This window comes from Fluviicola taffensis DSM 16823 (genome assembly GCF_943372375.1).
Taxonomy (GTDB): domain Bacteria; phylum Bacteroidota; class Bacteroidia; order Flavobacteriales_D; family Crocinitomicaceae; genus Fluviicola; species Fluviicola taffensis_A.
In genome coordinates this window covers 289,046-304,575 of sequence record NZ_CALRYJ010000002.1, presented here as the reverse complement: position 1 = coordinate 304,575, position 15,530 = coordinate 289,046, and the positions used below count along the sequence as shown (strand labels likewise).

The following is a 15,530-nucleotide window of genomic DNA, read 5'->3' as shown; positions in this document are numbered from 1 at the left end:
AGAAAAATGAGTAAATTTGGGTTCGAAATTTAAAATTGCTATGTCGAAAGAAGTATACATTATTGCTGCGGTCCGCACTCCGATGGGAGCGTTTATGGGAGGTTTATCTTCCATCCCTGCTACTCAGTTAGGATCAACTGCTATTAAAGGAGCATTGGACAGATCAGGATTGAAGCCTGAATTAATCAATGAAGTGTTCATGGGAAATGTACTCCAGGCTGGTGTTGGACAAGCTCCTGCACGTCAGGCAGCTCTTGGTGCCGGTTTGCCGAATACGGTTCCTTGTACAACTGTCAACAAAGTTTGTGCTTCAGGAATGAAAGCCATCATGTTGGGTGCTCAGACAATTTTAGCTGGCGATAATGAGATCGTAGTTGCCGGTGGAATGGAGAATATGAGCCAGGCTCCTCATTATTTAGATGGAAGAAACGGTGTGAAATTCGGAAACATCACGATGTTGGACGGAATTACAAAAGACGGTTTATTGGATGTTTACAGTAAAGTTTCAATGGGAACATGTGCTGAATTGACAGCTAAAAAATATGAGTTCACTCGTGAGGATCAGGATAATTTTGCAATCACTTCTTACAAACGTGCTGCTACCGCTTGGGAAGCTGGAAAATTCAATGATGAAATCGTTGGAGTTTCTGTTCCTCAACGTAAAGGTGATCCGATCATGGTAATCGAAGACGAAGAATACAAAAACGTATTTTTAGATAAAATCCCGTCGTTGAAACCTGCTTTTGACAAAGATGGTACCATCACGGCTGCAAATGCTTCCACATTGAACGATGGGGCTTCTGCATTGATCCTGGCTTCCAAAGAAGCTGTTGAAAAATACGGATTGAAACCAATCGCGAAAATTGTTGGTTATGGAGATGCTGCTCACGAACCTGAGTTTTTCACAACTGCACCTTCCAAAGCAATTCCAAAAGCGTTGGCGAAAGCTGGCTTGACAACTGACCAGGTAGATTTCTGGGAATTGAACCAGGCATTTTCTGTCGTTGGATTGGCAAATACAAAAATCTTAGGATTGGATCCTGCGAAAGTGGATGTGAACGGTGGAGCTGTTGCTTTGGGTCACCCGCTTGGAAGTTCGGGATCACGTATCATCGTAACATTGATTCATGTTTTGAAACAAAACGGAGGAAAGATCGGTGGTGCCGGAATCTGTAACGGTGGCGGTGGCGCTTCTGCTATGATTATTGAGAATATCTAATAGAAATTCACTATAAATTGAATGCCATTTCCTTCGGGGGTGGCATTTTTAATTTTCCCATGGACGAGCACAGAGGAACACGGATGCATAGCACCAATTTCTCTCGCTGATATCGCTGATTACACAGAAAAAAAATAGAAACTAAATAAAATCTATCTTAGTTGCAGGCAAATAACTCAATGCTTCTTCTAACAAAGCAAATTTAGTGTCCGTATAATTTGATTTTTACCCCTTAATAATTTCTACACATCTTACTTTTGCATTTTGATAATCAGAAGCCCTCAATAGTATTTACATAATCATCAAACTCAACACCTTCCTTTCTAACCAAAGGGAAATACTTTTTTGTGAATTTTAAAATTTCGAATGCATTCATGATAATGATTAAAATGTTGACCTATTTATTCCGGAAATAAATTTAAGCATTGTGAATAAACATTCAAACTTCTGCGTTCTCTGCGCAATCTGCGGGAGACAATAAAAAAAGCACCACCAATCGACATGTATGAGAAATAAATGGCATTCTTTTTGTTTTAAACTTTTCCGCATTTTGATAATCTTATACAAAGCACATACTTACTAAATTCAAAACTATGAAAGCAAAACACATCATCTTGAGCACTTTCCTTTATGGAGCTTTATCCTTAAGCATGCTTAGCATGGAAACACCAGAAGGTATTTCAGCAGAAAATACTACCAGTGCCTTATTCTCAACAGAATCTTCAGGGCAAATTTTCGCACAGGCAGTTCCGGGAGAACGCAGACGTGTGAGAAGACGCACACGAAGAAGAGTCAACAGACGTCGTGACAGAAGAGAGAATGCAACGACTTTCTCCATGAATTTCACAAAGACATATATTGCATAAATAAAAAGGTCGGGGCGAAAAATTTTTCACCCCGACCTTTTTATAATTTTTTATCCGATTGGATTAAGCCTGTACTCCCAAGTTTTCAGCAACTGCCGTAGAAATTGCAGATTTTTCAAAACGCAATTTGGTACCTTCACAACTGATCAAAATTGTTGTATCTGTAATCTCAAGGACCTTACCGTGAATTCCACCAATAGTGACTACTTTATCACCTTGCTTCAAATTCTCACGAAACGATTTAAGCTCTTTTTGTTTTTTCTGTTGTGGTCGAATTAAAAAGAAGTAAAACACCACTAACATCAACACGAGCATTATAATTTGCATAACTCTATTTTTTATTTTTAATTACTTGATAATATTTGCCTCAACTACCACTTTGGTATTCGGAGGCGTTGTATTCGACAAAATGGTTACACTTCGGGTAACCGGTCCTTCTGAAAAGGATTCCGTCTTTACGTTTGCTTTTACAAATCCTTTTTCTCCCGGTGCAATCGGATCTTTACTCCAATCTGCTACCGTACAAGAACAAGATCCTGAAACATCAGATAATACCAACGGATAATCACCTGTGTTTTCCACTACAAAATTAGCGTGAATCACTTCACCTCTTGCAATTTTTCCTGCATTAAAAACGCTGGCGATCTTCATAGTGGTCTTGTATCCAACAATTTCTGAAGGAGAATCAGATCCACAAGCTGTCAATAAAGCCATCCCGATAGCCATCGGGAATAAAAACATCATTTTTCTCATAACATTAATCCATTAAACCTCTTCCGAGTTTAGCAATTTTACCATCCTTTACCAATCTATCAACGGCCTTATCCAGGATTCCGTTGATAAATCCATGACTTTTAGGAGTTGAATAGAATTTCGAGATCTCAATATATTCGTTCAAAGTCACCTTTTTAGGAATATTGTTGAATACCTGAAGTTCTGTAATCGCCATTTTCAAAAGGAGAATATCCATTTTGGCAATCCGCTCCAATTCCCAGTTATCAGTCAATTCATCAATCAACTTTAAATTTTCAGAGTCCATCGAAATGGTCTTACGAAGTAAAGTCCGAATAAATTCTTGTTCATCTTCCTTGTCCTTATACAAAGGCATTGCGACAAACTTCTCACCCTCTTCCATCGCCTTGATTGATTTGATAGCCATTTGACAAGCCAAATCAATATCATCCAACCAATGGATACTTTTCTCTTCAAAGAAGTGATAAATCAAGGGTGAATTTGCGATTTCCGCCTTAAACAGGTTGATCATGAAGTTCTTATCCTCCTCAAAACCTGTCGATTCACTATTCATATGAGCAAACCAGGTTTCCCCTTCTTTCATTTGAATGAAGATCTTGCGGAACATTTCATGGTGTTCGTCACCGATCCAGTTTACAGAGCGGTCTTCCGAAGCCTCGCGCAATGAATAACTGTCCTGCAAAGTCTGAATGATTACCGAATCCACAAATCTTCTATTGGGATTCAAATCTTCATCTGTCGGACGAATTTTCTTTTTATTTTCTTCAATACGATGTTCTGCAATATCTTTCAATTCACCAAAACTCAGCAACAGATACAAATACAAATCGTAAATACGATCCACAGCTTGTATCAATTCGTTTTCGGTTTTCTTGATGCTCTCCTCGTCTGCCTGGAAATAGGCATAAAGGGCTTGCAAAACTTTAATTCGTAAATGTCTTCTATTCAGCATTATAAACTACTCTCCTAACTTTTATAGTGGTAATTTCACTTTACCGATTGATTCGATGCGCTCTTCGGCCATCTTGTTTGCAATTTGATAGGTTGGAACACCTTCAGCACTTGAACGGGAAACGATATTTCCAATGGTCGAGTAAATTTCTTCTGCTTTCGCCATAGACCATTGTGCAGATAAACCTGCAACTTCGGAATAACAATTGATCACACCACCTGCATTCAATGCGAAATCCGGCGCGTAAATAATCCCTTTGTCTTTTACCAATTGACCGTGAACTTTTTCATTTGCCAATTGATTGTTTGCTGCTCCTGCAATGATTGAACACTTCAAGCGATTGATCGTGTCGTCATTGATCGTTGCACCTAACGCACAAGGAGCGTAAATATCCATTGGTACGTCGTAAATTTCGTCTAAACCAACCACTTTCACTCCGTATTGATCCGAAACTCTTTTCAACGTTTCCTGATGAATATCCGTAATCGTTACTTCAGCACCTTCGGAAACCAGGTGTTTCACCAAGTATTCTCCCACGTGACCAACACCTTGAACAGCCACTTTTTTACCTGCCAATGAATCAGACCCGAATTGTTGACTAGCACATGCTTTCATTCCCATGTAAACGCCATAAGCAGTTACAGGAGATGGATCTCCACTTTTTCCCGGTAAACCAACTACGTGATTTGTTTCCATGGAAACCCAAACCATATCAACAGGTGAAATACCCACATCCTCTGCAGTAATGTATTTTCCAGCCAATGAGTTTACGAACTTCCCGAAACGACGGAATAAAGCTTCTGATTTCATTGAGCGCGAATCTCCAATGATCACTGCTTTTCCACCACCCAGATTCAATCCTGAAATTGAATTCTTGTAAGTCATCCCTCTTGAAAGACGCAACACATCATTCAAAGCTTCCATTTCATTGTTGTACATCCACATGCGAGTTCCTCCCAAAGCAGGTCCTAGAACGGTGTTATGTACAGCAATAATTGCTTTCAAACCAGTTGCAGTATCGTTACAGAATAACAATTGCTCGTGGTTATACATACTCATTTGAGAAATAACGGGGTTTTCAGCCAGATTTAAATCTTTGACTTCTTTTACTTCAAACATACGCGACTTTTAATCTTTATTTCAATGCGAATGGCTAATTTTGTAATTCGAACAAAATCGCATTAGCGCTCGCAAAAATAGGAAATTTATCGAATGAAGTCTCTAAGCTATTTAAACAAATATTTCTTCAAATACCGTTGGCGATTCCTCCTTGGTATTCTCTGTATTATCGCCGGTAATTACTTTGGTGCTCAAATCCCTGTTTTTATAGGTCAATCCATGAACTTTCTTTCGGGAGAAAATAAACTGAGCCCTGGTCAAACCTTGTTTTGGACTGTACTTGGTCTTGCCGGACTTGTTATACTTTTTAACATAATTAAGGGATTTTTCCTATTTCTGACCCGCCAGACATTGATTGTCATGTCGCGTTACATCGAATTCGACCTGAAAAATGAGATCTTCGATAAATACCAGCAATTGGATTACAGCTTCTATAAAAGTCAATCGACCGGTGATTTAATGAACCGCATTTCAGAAGATGTTTCACAGGTCCGCCAGTATCTGGGTCCGGGAGTCATGTATACCATCAACCTAATGGTACTGTTCCCTTTCAGCTTGTATCAAATGTTGAAAGTCAATGCTGAATTGGCACTTTATGCTCTTGCCCCGCTTCCAATTATGGCTGGCTTAATCTATCTGGTTTCCTCCCGAATGAATAAACTGAGCAAGGAAGTCCAACAGGAACAATCCCGTTTAAGCACACTAAGCCAGGAAACATTCTCCGGAGTTCGTGTGATTAAAGCCTATATTCAGGAAAAACACGCCAAGCAAAATTTTGAAGCAAGTTCAAGATCCTATTTGACCAAAACCATGCGCCTGGTTCGCACCAATGCATTGTTCATGCCTACTATTTCACTGTTGATTGGTGCAAGCACCTTATTAAGCATTTACGTCGGAGGAATGTTGACCTTTGATGGAACAATCAAAACAGGTGATATTGTTTCAATCATTCTATTGATATACAGTTTAACATGGCCATTTGCCAGTATCGGCTGGGTAACGAGCATCAATCAACGCGCAGCTGCATCGCAGGAACGCATCAATGAATTTCTAAAAACGGAACCTGCAATCAAAAACCAATCGGAAGCATCTTTGGAACTCTTCCAGGAAATCCAATTCACCGACATGTCTTTCCGCTACAAACCGGATTTACCAGATGTATTATCCAACATCAACTTCACATTGAAACGAGGTGAAACATTGGGAATCATTGGAAAAACAGGTTCCGGAAAATCAACTCTCCTGCAACTAATCGTCCGTCAACTGGATCCAAGTGCGGGTGAGATAACTTACAATTCAGAAAAACTTTCTACCATCAATCTAAAAGAATACAGAAAGCACCTTTCGGTTGTTCCGCAAGATGTATTCCTGTTTTCGGATACGATCTACAATAACATTACATTCGGGGCATTGAACCTGGAATCGACCACAAAGGAAGAAGTAATCGAAGCAAGCAAAAACGCTCATGTATTACACAACATAGAAGCCTTTCCCGATAAATTCGAAACCATTTTGGGTGAACGTGGTGTGAATCTTTCCGGTGGACAGAAACAGCGCGTGAGTATTGCCCGTGCATTGATCCGTAAGCCGGACATCTTACTCCTAGACGATTGTTTATCAGCAGTAGACACGGAAACAGAAGAAATCATCCTTGGAAATTTAAAGCGCTTGAATCAGGAGCAACAAACAACTTCCGTCATTGTAAGCCACCGAATTTCCAGCTTAAGAAATGCAGATTACATCCTGGTCCTTGAAAATGGTCGGATTGTGGAAGAAGGAAAACCTGCCGATCTACTGCAGACAACCGGTCAGTATCGTGAATTATACGACAAGCAATTGATGGAAGAACCGAAGGTGTTTGAGGACTAATTTTCAGAATGAGAATGAGAGCGAGAATGAGGATAAAAATTCCTATTCATTCTGTTTCTCATTTTACTTTTTGTCTTCCACCTCTTTTTCAGGATGAAGCAGCATGTAGTGCTCCAGTTTATCCTTGATGAATGTGATCAATTCGATATCAGTTGCGGTTTTCAGGAAATTCTCATCCATCGACATGAAGCGAATAAAATCGATGAAATCGTCGTTGCTTAATTTAATGATATCATAAGAAACATAGAGTTTCAACAATTCCTGTACTACTTCTTCTTTCGAATCTTCGTATTGTTTTTGCGCAACCAGCGCTTTGGATTGTTCTCTTTTAGAGAAACGTTGATACAAGGCCGTTATCGGACTTTGGAAAGCCTCAATCCCCGTAATTGTTCGTGTTTCTCTCAATGCCAAAGCAGCACGTTCTTCCTTGATTTCCTGAAGTGATTTCAGCGGTTTGATGACTACTTCATCAATCTGACGCGCTTTCCGTTCCACAACTGCGTATACATCAAAATGGCAGGAAGAATCTCCGATCACCCGAAATCCATAACGCTCATACCCTTTGACGGATAAGATAATCGAATCATTATTACTCACATAAACTCCGAAAGTTCCATCCGGTTGACCAAAAACACCTTTTCCGGTGGAAGTGTTCACCACCATCAGATTCAGGAATGTATGCTTATTCAAGGTATCCTCTACCTTCCCCCTTAACCAAACTTTTGTGCATGGCTGAGCTAAAGCATTACCCGATACCATTAATAAGATTAGAACAATCAGTTTCATAGGGCGAAAATATGACTTTTTTTGAGGCTTTCTTTCCCATTAACTAATATTTACATTATTCAAAGCAGACTTCGACTCCCTGCCTGTTCGGCAGACAAGCGCTCAGTCTCCTTTCATCTTCAAACAAAAAGATTCAATTCGGGTGGCTGAGCTTAGTTGAAGCCACTATTCACTGATTACAAATGTATTATCCAATAATTCACTTTTGTAACTGTTAATTTTTCGAAAGAAATCTAATTTTCAAAAACGCTTTTTAAAAGTTCGTAAATTTGCACCATGAAAAGAGTGGTTGTTGGTTTATCAGGCGGTGTAGATTCCAGTGTTACAGCATATTTACTTCAACAGGAAGGATATGAGGTTATTGGCTTATTTATGCGTAATTGGCACGATGAAACCGTGACACTTTCCAATGATTGTCCGTGGATAGACGACAGCAATGACGCACTTCTGGTAGCCGAACACCTGGGAATTCCCTTTCAAGTATTGGACCTAAGTAAAGAATACAAGGAACGCATCGTAGACTACATGTTTGCAGAATACGAAGCCGGAAGAACCCCTAACCCGGATGTACTCTGCAATCGGGAAATCAAATTTGACGTGTTTTTAAAAGCCGCCATGGAACTGGGAGCTGATTTTGTTGCCACAGGACATTATTGCCGGAAAAGCACGACAGAAGACGGGATTCATCACTTATTAGCAGGACTGGACCCCAACAAGGACCAATCTTATTTCTTGTGTCAATTATCCCAGGAACAACTTTCCAAAGCACTCTTCCCCATTGGAAACCTCCAAAAATCGGAAGTTAGAGCCATTGCAAAAGAGATCGGCCTGGTTACAGCAGAGAAGAAAGACTCACAAGGATTGTGTTTTGTAGGAAAAATTTCATTACCCGAATTTCTTCAACAAAAACTTAAGGTTAACCACGGTAAAATAATAGAAATAAACGAGTTGGAAAATCAATTCGTAGATTATTCCAATATTCCGGTCGACCTAAACCACGTAGTGGATCTAAGCAAGGAATTCATCTACTCCCCAACCATGGGAGCTGAAGTTGAAAAACACATTGGAGCACATTATTACACCATCGGACAACGAAAAGGACTTCACATCGGCGGAAGACCCAACCCTTCCTTTGTAATCGGCATAGACACCGAAACAAATACGGTTTACTCCGGTCAGAAGGACGATCATCCCGGACTAAACAAATGGGCTTTAAAAATCGAAACAGACGAGATGCATTGGATCAACCCTTTGTTCCAGATGAAAATTGGGGACTTGAAAGAGTTTGATATACGTATCAGATACCGTCAACCACTTCAAAAAGGCACATTAACACGCCTGGAAGACGGCTTTTACATCCTATTCAATAAAAAGCAACGCGGAATTGCTCCAGGTCAATTTGCAGCACTTTATCTGGTAGATGAATTGATAGGCTCAGGAATCATTTCTCATTAGGAAGAAACACATCAAAGGTGAAATCGGCATAAAAGACCAAAGTCTTCACAATCTTCTTTTGTGAAGAACCACCACCCTCTTGGAATTTCGAAAGAACCGGATCATTCACCTTGACAGTCTTAACATCAGAGCTTGCCACAGGCATTTCATCCACTTCTTTCTTGGATTGTTTACCGGTAAACAACCATTCAGCGGAAACACGCGGAAATGCAATCAACAGCTTCTCCACAAAGTCGAAACTCGGCTTATTTCTCCCACTAAGCACATGACTCACATTCGATCTTTGCACACCAATCCTATCCGCAAAGGATCCCGCATTCAATTTATGCGAATCCATAATCATACGTAAACGGTCTTTTACCTCCATGATACAAATGTATCATTTAATATTTACAATTCTATCCTAATTCATTTTCACATTTGTAACATTTAAGCACAAAAAAAAGTCCTCTCCGCTGTAGCGAAAAGGACTTCCAATACTATATTAAATCAATCAGTTTGAACTATATCCAAAGAAAAGCATGCTATTCGTAACCGACGGCATATTCGGTCCAAATGTAACCAAATCCATTAATCGGGCAACCTCTACAATACTCAAGTTGCTATTCTTTCCCATTGCTTTATGGCGCTCTAATTTTGTTTTCGCCAAGCTTACTGCGTTATTAATCATTGTGCTTTCCATATTATATAAAACTTAAATGCGATTCCGTTTTGACCCATTTACGCCACGAATCCACATTTGGTTACATATCCCATCAAAAAAAATGAAAAAAAATAGAAATTGATTTAATTACCGATTCCAATAAGTCGATTTAAAAAATTAAAAATCAGACATTTAAACCAAAAAGCACATTTGTGAAACTAAATTGAAGATCAATTCGAAATAAGCTCTTCATAAGCATCCTGAATCTCCAGGAACCGCTGAGCATGAATCGCTCGCTCCTCTTCACCCAAATCAGGATTTCGATCCGGATGATACTCCTTAACGAGTCTCCGGTAACTTTTCTTGACATCTTCCTCCGAAGCATTTTGTCCCAGATCCAATATTGCAAGCGCCATCTTTCTTCTGATCCCCACATTTGCAATACTGTGAAGTCGCTCATTGTTTGCAGAAGCTCCAAAAACACGCTTACGGTGTTCTATCACTTTTTTTTCAATGTAAACAGACTGCACACCAATCAACTCGCCCAATCGAACAAGCGCAGTAAATTCGCGGTCAATTAGTTCATTATCTACAAAAACCAGATTAATGAGAAAATCGATCAGCTCTGCCCGCTCCTGAGATCCGGTCATCTTCTGAATCACCCAATTCGCAACGCTTCGAACATGAATGGATGTTTCACCCACTAATTCCAATTCATTGGCCACAATCAACGAATCAATATTAAACTTTTCATTGATATAAATAACGATAAAAGACTGTTTTTCAAATGATTTAACTGCATTTTTTCGCATCATCCACGCAGCAAGTAAAACATAGATCTGAAAGACCATTTTTTCAGTTTTCTTTCCCGAAGGAGGTTGAAAACTGCGCTTCAGGACCAATTCAGAACTGACTTTCCGTTCTTTCACATCTTTCACTTGTCTTCTGGTTAAGATTACAACCAAAAGAATTAGACAAAATCCAAAAACGATCCCAATCACCAACATGTCATGAATTTACAATAGATTCATAAGCGATTTGAATTTCCTGAAACTTTTCGCTCATCTGTTTCTGAACTTCCGGAGATTCATTCATAAAACGATCCGGATGCGTCAATTTAACCAATCTACGATAAGTAGCCTTCACCTCTTCCATGGAGGCATTCATTTCCAAACCTAAAATGGTATAAAACGACTCTTTCCTAGAAAAATGCGCCTCCGCGCGATAGGTTCTTTCATTCTTTCGTGTCAGTTTCTCCTGGTAAATCGACTCAAAATCAGTTATATCTAAATTCAACTTAGCCATTAGAGCCAGCAAATAGCGCTGCTCATCATTATTGATCCCACCGTCATATATAGCAACTCCCGCTAAAAAGTTAATCAATTTAACCTTCCATCCTTTTTGCAGGTTCCTATTAGACCAACCGGCAAGAGAATCAATTCGCACCACATGCCTCATGGAATAAGCATACGAATCTTCCGCATAATAATATTGATCTCGAAAATTCTTCTTTAAATAGCTATCAATATAAGGGAACTTCATATAGTAATTATCCAAATCCCTCACCACAATCGCACATGCTGAAGCTATAAAAATCTCATAAATATTCTCTGTAGTCGGGAGAAAGTTCCACGGGATGATTCCTTTATCCCATTCGGAATCAGTTTCATCATCAGCATCTTTGCTTATCAGGCTTTTATAAACCACATAACCGATCACACCTACAAACAATACTAAAACTATGATCCCCGTCCAGAAACGCTCCTCAGGTGGCATCGGTGAATAATTATAACGACGACTGTAACCACCAATTAAAAGAAATGAATTAAGCTGAATCATATCAATAGTTCGATTTAGGCATTAAAGGATAAATCAAATGCTCCAAGCCATTCAACTTGATTTCATAGATCAATTCCAATTGCTGCCCCAACTTACCAGCCGGAAAGCCATTCTGCTTGAACCAAACCAGGTAATTTTCAGGCAAATGGATCAAGTAGCGGTCCTTATACTTTCCAAAAGGCATTTTGGCTTTTGCCAACGATACTAATTGATGTTCATCCATTCGGTGAATTTAGCTCAAATTAGCCAAATCAAAAACAAATTTCACCCCAAATCAGTTATCAAGTAGTTTCAATAATTCCTCATAATACACTTGAAGCTCCTGAAACTTCACCTCCAATTCGTTGCGTTCTTCCACTGTGGCATTCGGATGACGGTCAGGATGATATTCTTTCACAAGCTTTCGGTATTTATCCCTCAGTAGTTGCTCATCAATCGCTTCACGCTTCATTCCGAAATAATCCAATGACCTTACAATCAAATCATCCCGATAATTTCTATTTTGAGAACTTTGCCTTTTGCGCCAACTATTTTGTCGCTCCATAAAAGCATCATTGATACCATCCATCAGATCAATCCATTCTTTCCGCGCAAGGGAAAAGGCATCTATAATCCGGAAAAGCTCTGATTTTTCCCGCGGAGCCACTATACCGTCCTGAGCAGCCATATGAATCAAAAAGCGTACAACATCCCTTCGCTCCTCCTCCACATGAAAACGATTCAACCAATTCACAATAGACTCTGAACGATATATATCATTGTAAGACATTTTCAAGGATTCGTGAAACGAATTACTTTTAGGATACAGGTAAACAATGTATTCTTTCAGATAAATGCATTTTTCCTGAAAACACTCCGGATTGGTCCTCAACACATTCATACTGAGCAGAACTAATGCATCGATATGATTGTACTGATTGAATTTTGTTTTGAAACGAAACTCTTTTTTAAGCTTGAAATAAACATATCGGATAAGAAAGTATGCCGGTACTGACATAATGATTACCGTAAGAGACAAACCAGTCAATGTCTCGATCAGCCTTTGCCTTTCAGCTTCCCGATCATTTTCTGCAATTTTCTGCAAATGACTCGCTGAAAGATCCAGCAACAAAGACCAACTCATCGTATTCCTTTTAGGTATTAGCGTGTTTCATTTAATCCGGTAAATTTAGCTCAAATTAGCCAAATCAAAAACATATTTCGTCCCAAAATCATTCGTTTCCAGCGTAAATGTGCCTTCCATTTGTTCCGACATAGCTTGAATGATCTCCGTTCCGAAAGAAGCTACAGAATCGGCAACCCACAATCCATTATCACTGTAAACCAAAACAAAGCGATTGGACTTGTCCGCTTCATTTTCACTCAGACTAATTGAAATCTTCGGATCATCCTGACTTTGAAAAGCATGTTTCAGGGAATTGAGCAAAAGCTCATTGATCAGAAGTGCAAGTGGGACAATGCTTTTGGACTTCATGTCCTCCACTTCCACATGAATTTCGAAAGTTGGTTTTTTGGAGATGGAATAATTCATCAACAAACTATCCACCAATGACTTCAGGTATTTCTCCAAATCAAACTTGGATAAAGATCCGGATTGATACATTTTCTCGTGAATGATCGCCATTGCAGTGACCCGATCGATTGCTTCCTGATAGGAACCGCCATGCTCCTCATCCATATTATTCGCCTGAAGCCGAAGCAAACTGGTAATGATCTGCAGGTTGTTCTTGACGCGGTGATGAATTTCACGAAGCATCACTTCCATTTCTGAATTCTGCTTAGAAATAAGCTTATTCTGATTCGAAAGCTTCTGATTATTCTCAATCAACTCAATCCGCGAATAATTGGTAGTCAAAACATATAGGTTCAGGATATAGGCGATTGCAAATCCAACAATGGAATATTCCAGGATAAAAGTTGTGACATCGTTCCCGGAGAAGGATTTTACCGCAACAATATTGCTCTCGTGGATATAAACGAGATAATAAAACAATACCAGGAAATGAACTATCAAAATGGGAATCCCCCACTTCTTTCCAAGTATGAAAAAAGTAAACATGATATTCACAATCATCCAAATCGGAGTCAGATAATGCGTTGCTTTCAGGAATAGGAATGCACCGGAAACAATACAGAAAGTCAAAATGGAACAAATAGCACCAACCAAACGGTAATTTTTCGTTACATGAATTACGACCAAACCAACAATGCACATTCCCACAGCAAAGAAATTGGGCATGGCACTAAAATGCTCATTGGAAAGGTTGACTAGCGTCACCAAGGCCATTAACCCTGCGAAAAAGTAAAGCAAATGCAAGACCAGACGGAATTTCATTTTTTCATGAAACTCCAACCAATTCGTGTTCAGTTTATCCATCATTTAGATTTCAAGAACAAATAAAGCATCTTTTTTTGGATATCCTTTAAATTGAAAAAAATGGAACAAAAAAATGACGCCTTTTTGGCGCCATTTCAATTATTTCACTGGAATCTGCTTTAACACCTCCAATAAGTAATTCCAGAATTTCTGGACGGAGGAAATCTGAACACATTCATCCGGAGAGTGCGCCCCACGAATATTCGGTCCAAAGGAAATCATATCCATTCCCGGGAAGTGTTTTCCAAGAATCCCACATTCCAATCCAGCGTGACATGCTTTGATATTTGGTTCTGCATTGAATTGCGTACGATACAAATCAGCCATCACTTTCAAAATTGCAGAATCTGCATTCGGTTCCCAACCCGGATATTCTCCGCCTTGAACAACCTCTATCCCAACACTTTCAAATGCTGCACGAATGGTATTTGCCACATCTGTTTTAGAAGATTCAACCGAGCTACGTTGCAAAGATTGGGTCGTAAATTGATCGTCACCAACCATCACTTTCGCCAGACTGGAGGATGCTTCCACCAAGCTTGCAATAGCCGGACTCATTCTATAAACACCATTATGAACTGAATAAATAGAATTGATAATTCGTTCAAAATCAGAATCTTTTACTACTCTATTTAAATCTCCACTTTCAAAAATGGTCCAGTTCGCATCTTTTTCAATTGATTGATATTCCGACTCGATTTGAGCGATTATCTGATCAACTGCTTGATGGAATTTTGTTTTCTCATCTTCTGAAACAGCAACAACCGCCGTACTTTCTCTTGGAATGGCATTTCTTAAACTTCCACCGTCCAAACTGCACAATTTCAAATCTACCTGAGATTTCACGTGCTTGAACAATCGGTTCATCCATTTGTTTGCGTTTCCTCTTCCCAAATGAATATCCATACCGGAATGACCACCAAGCAATCCTCTCAATTTGATCTCAAAACAAACATAGTTACTCGGAAGATCTTCATAAGTGATCTCCGTTTTCGTATTCGTATCGATACCACCGGCACAACCAATTGACAATTCATCATCGTCTTCCGTATCCAGGTTCAACAAGATCGTTCCCGAAATATTGGAAGCATCAACCTGCAAAGCTCCCGTCATTCCCGTCTCTTCATCGATCGTGAAAAGAGCTTCTATAGCAGGATGTGCGATATCTGTTGATTTCAAAATCGCCATGATCGTGGCAACTCCAATCCCATTATCCGCACCAAGAGTCGTTCCGTTTGCTTTTACCCAGTCGCCATCCACCAACATTTCGATTCCTTGCGTATCAAAATCAAAGATCGTATCCGAATTCTTTTGGTGAACCATATCCAAATGCGATTGCATCACAATCGTTTGCCTGTTCTCCATTCCTGAGGTTGCCGGTTTTTTGATAATTACATTACCAATATGATCCTGAATCGTCTCCAGGTCAAGCGACTTTCCAAAGTTCATCATGAACGCAATCACACGCTCTTCCTTTTTTGAGGGACGAGGAACTTCATTCAAATCAGCAAAATGATTCCACAATGCTTTCGGTTCTAAATCTCTTACTTCCATGCTTTTCTAATTACGAATTACGAATGCCTAATTACGAATTAGACAGTCAAATTATTTTAACAATCAGAATTCCCATTCGTAACTCGGAATTAGGAATT

Annotated in this window: 17 protein-coding genes; 4 read left to right on the top strand and 13 right to left on the bottom strand. The window is 39.5% G+C overall.

The genetic code is table 11. The features are described from left to right. Positions 1-40 precede the first annotated feature (40 nt). On the top strand, positions 41-1,219 hold the full coding sequence (locus AAG807_RS04675) for an acetyl-CoA C-acyltransferase (protein ID WP_341901237.1): 1,179 nt from the start codon (positions 41-43) through the stop codon (positions 1,217-1,219). A gap of 593 nt (positions 1,220-1,812) precedes the next feature. Beyond that, a complete protein-coding gene (locus AAG807_RS04670) occupies positions 1,813-2,085 on the top strand; it encodes a hypothetical protein (RefSeq protein WP_341901235.1) in 273 nt (90 codons plus the stop codon). A 63-nt stretch (positions 2,086-2,148) separates the two neighbouring features. Here AAG807_RS04670 and yajC read toward each other — a convergent pair whose 3' ends face one another. From yajC to AAG807_RS04650, 4 genes are read right to left on the bottom strand one after another with little or no spacing between them, the layout of a single operon-like run. After that, positions 2,149-2,412 carry a preprotein translocase subunit YajC gene (gene yajC, locus AAG807_RS04665; RefSeq protein ID WP_341901233.1) on the bottom strand — a complete coding sequence of 88 codons (264 nt, stop codon included), beginning with the start codon at positions 2,410-2,412 and terminating at the stop codon, positions 2,149-2,151. A gap of 21 nt (positions 2,413-2,433) precedes the next feature. Beyond that, on the bottom strand, positions 2,434-2,838 hold the full coding sequence (locus AAG807_RS04660; RefSeq protein WP_341901232.1) for a DUF1573 domain-containing protein: 405 nt from the start codon (positions 2,836-2,838) through the stop codon (positions 2,434-2,436). A gap of 4 nt (positions 2,839-2,842) precedes the next feature. Then, positions 2,843-3,790 carry a transcription antitermination factor NusB gene (nusB, locus tag AAG807_RS04655; RefSeq protein ID WP_341901231.1) on the bottom strand — a complete coding sequence of 316 codons (948 nt, stop codon included), beginning with the start codon at positions 3,788-3,790 and terminating at the stop codon, positions 2,843-2,845. Positions 3,791-3,811: 21 nt separating this feature from the next. Further along, positions 3,812-4,909 carry a Glu/Leu/Phe/Val dehydrogenase dimerization domain-containing protein gene (locus AAG807_RS04650; protein WP_341901228.1) on the bottom strand — a complete coding sequence of 366 codons (1,098 nt, stop codon included), beginning with the start codon at positions 4,907-4,909 and terminating at the stop codon, positions 3,812-3,814. Positions 4,910-5,002: 93 nt separating this feature from the next. Here AAG807_RS04650 and AAG807_RS04645 point away from each other — a divergent pair, with 93 nt between their 5' ends. Then, positions 5,003-6,778 (top strand): ABC transporter ATP-binding protein, encoded by a 1,776-nt coding sequence (locus AAG807_RS04645; protein ID WP_341901227.1) that lies wholly within the window; start codon positions 5,003-5,005, stop codon positions 6,776-6,778. A gap of 63 nt (positions 6,779-6,841) precedes the next feature. Here AAG807_RS04645 and AAG807_RS04640 read toward each other — a convergent pair whose 3' ends face one another. Continuing rightward, positions 6,842-7,564 (bottom strand): hypothetical protein, encoded by a 723-nt coding sequence (locus AAG807_RS04640; RefSeq protein WP_341901224.1) that lies wholly within the window; start codon positions 7,562-7,564, stop codon positions 6,842-6,844. 276 nt (positions 7,565-7,840) lie between these two features. Here AAG807_RS04640 and mnmA point away from each other — a divergent pair, with 276 nt between their 5' ends. Then, complete coding sequence (gene mnmA / locus AAG807_RS04635) at positions 7,841-9,019, top strand: tRNA 2-thiouridine(34) synthase MnmA (protein ID WP_341901222.1); 1,179 nt, start codon at positions 7,841-7,843, stop codon at positions 9,017-9,019. Here mnmA and AAG807_RS04630 read toward each other — a convergent pair. The 8 genes from AAG807_RS04630 to AAG807_RS04595 all read right to left on the bottom strand — a co-directional run bounded on the left by AAG807_RS04630 (position 9,006) and on the right by AAG807_RS04595 (position 15,432). Further along, the gene (locus AAG807_RS04630; RefSeq protein ID WP_341901221.1) at positions 9,006-9,386 is read right to left on the bottom strand and encodes a helix-turn-helix transcriptional regulator; all 381 of its coding nucleotides are present in this window, start codon (positions 9,384-9,386) and stop codon (positions 9,006-9,008) included. The two genes, mnmA and AAG807_RS04630, sit on opposite strands and share 14 nt — an antisense overlap. A gap of 126 nt (positions 9,387-9,512) precedes the next feature. After that, complete coding sequence (locus AAG807_RS04625; protein WP_341901219.1) at positions 9,513-9,689, bottom strand: hypothetical protein; 177 nt, start codon at positions 9,687-9,689, stop codon at positions 9,513-9,515. A 203-nt stretch (positions 9,690-9,892) separates the two neighbouring features. Continuing rightward, entirely contained in the window at positions 9,893-10,669 is a 777-nt protein-coding gene (locus AAG807_RS04620; protein ID WP_341901217.1) for a DnaJ domain-containing protein, read from the bottom strand. A 1-nt stretch (position 10,670) separates the two neighbouring features. Continuing rightward, on the bottom strand, positions 10,671-11,501 hold the full coding sequence (locus AAG807_RS04615) for a J domain-containing protein (protein ID WP_341901216.1): 831 nt from the start codon (positions 11,499-11,501) through the stop codon (positions 10,671-10,673). 1 nt (position 11,502) lies between these two features. After that, positions 11,503-11,724, bottom strand: a complete 222-nt coding sequence (locus AAG807_RS04610; RefSeq protein ID WP_294862257.1) for a DUF3820 family protein — start codon at positions 11,722-11,724, stop codon at positions 11,503-11,505. A gap of 51 nt (positions 11,725-11,775) precedes the next feature. Further along, on the bottom strand, positions 11,776-12,624 hold the full coding sequence (locus AAG807_RS04605) for a DnaJ domain-containing protein (protein ID WP_341901213.1): 849 nt from the start codon (positions 12,622-12,624) through the stop codon (positions 11,776-11,778). A gap of 45 nt (positions 12,625-12,669) precedes the next feature. Next, a complete protein-coding gene (locus tag AAG807_RS04600) occupies positions 12,670-13,878 on the bottom strand; it encodes a sensor histidine kinase (protein WP_341901211.1) in 1,209 nt (402 codons plus the stop codon). Between the two features lie 99 nt (positions 13,879-13,977). Beyond that, positions 13,978-15,432, bottom strand: coding sequence for an aminoacyl-histidine dipeptidase (locus AAG807_RS04595; RefSeq protein WP_341901209.1), 1,455 nt, complete (start codon positions 15,430-15,432; stop codon positions 13,978-13,980). Positions 15,433-15,530: the final 98 nt, after the last annotated feature.

Excerpts from the sequence above, each read along its gene's own strand:
- AAG807_RS04605 (WP_341901213.1), bottom strand. The coding sequence starts at position 12,624 with ATGAGTTGGTCTTTGTTGCTGGATCTTTCAGCGAGTCATTTGCAGAAA.
- AAG807_RS04650 (WP_341901228.1), bottom strand. The coding sequence starts at position 4,909 with ATGTTTGAAGTAAAAGAAGTCAAAGATTTAAATCTGGCTGAAAACCCC.
- AAG807_RS04625 (WP_341901219.1), bottom strand. The coding sequence starts at position 9,689 with ATGATTAATAACGCAGTAAGCTTGGCGAAAACAAAATTAGAGCGCCAT.
- AAG807_RS04630 (WP_341901221.1), bottom strand. The coding sequence starts at position 9,386 with ATGGAGGTAAAAGACCGTTTACGTATGATTATGGATTCGCATAAATTG.
- AAG807_RS04675 (WP_341901237.1), top strand. The coding sequence starts at position 41 with ATGTCGAAAGAAGTATACATTATTGCTGCGGTCCGCACTCCGATGGGA.
- AAG807_RS04645 (WP_341901227.1), top strand. The coding sequence starts at position 5,003 with ATGAAGTCTCTAAGCTATTTAAACAAATATTTCTTCAAATACCGTTGG.
- nusB (WP_341901231.1), bottom strand. The coding sequence starts at position 3,790 with ATGCTGAATAGAAGACATTTACGAATTAAAGTTTTGCAAGCCCTTTAT.
- AAG807_RS04660 (WP_341901232.1), bottom strand. The coding sequence starts at position 2,838 with ATGAGAAAAATGATGTTTTTATTCCCGATGGCTATCGGGATGGCTTTA.
- yajC (WP_341901233.1), bottom strand. The coding sequence starts at position 2,412 with ATGCAAATTATAATGCTCGTGTTGATGTTAGTGGTGTTTTACTTCTTT.
- AAG807_RS04640 (WP_341901224.1), bottom strand. The coding sequence starts at position 7,564 with ATGAAACTGATTGTTCTAATCTTATTAATGGTATCGGGTAATGCTTTA.
- AAG807_RS04620 (WP_341901217.1), bottom strand. The coding sequence starts at position 10,669 with ATGTTGGTGATTGGGATCGTTTTTGGATTTTGTCTAATTCTTTTGGTT.
- AAG807_RS04595 (WP_341901209.1), bottom strand. The coding sequence starts at position 15,432 with ATGGAAGTAAGAGATTTAGAACCGAAAGCATTGTGGAATCATTTTGCT.
- AAG807_RS04600 (WP_341901211.1), bottom strand. The coding sequence starts at position 13,878 with ATGGATAAACTGAACACGAATTGGTTGGAGTTTCATGAAAAAATGAAA.
- AAG807_RS04610 (WP_294862257.1), bottom strand. The coding sequence starts at position 11,724 with ATGGATGAACATCAATTAGTATCGTTGGCAAAAGCCAAAATGCCTTTT.
- AAG807_RS04615 (WP_341901216.1), bottom strand. The coding sequence starts at position 11,501 with ATGATTCAGCTTAATTCATTTCTTTTAATTGGTGGTTACAGTCGTCGT.
- AAG807_RS04670 (WP_341901235.1), top strand. The coding sequence starts at position 1,813 with ATGAAAGCAAAACACATCATCTTGAGCACTTTCCTTTATGGAGCTTTA.
- mnmA (WP_341901222.1), top strand. The coding sequence starts at position 7,841 with ATGAAAAGAGTGGTTGTTGGTTTATCAGGCGGTGTAGATTCCAGTGTT.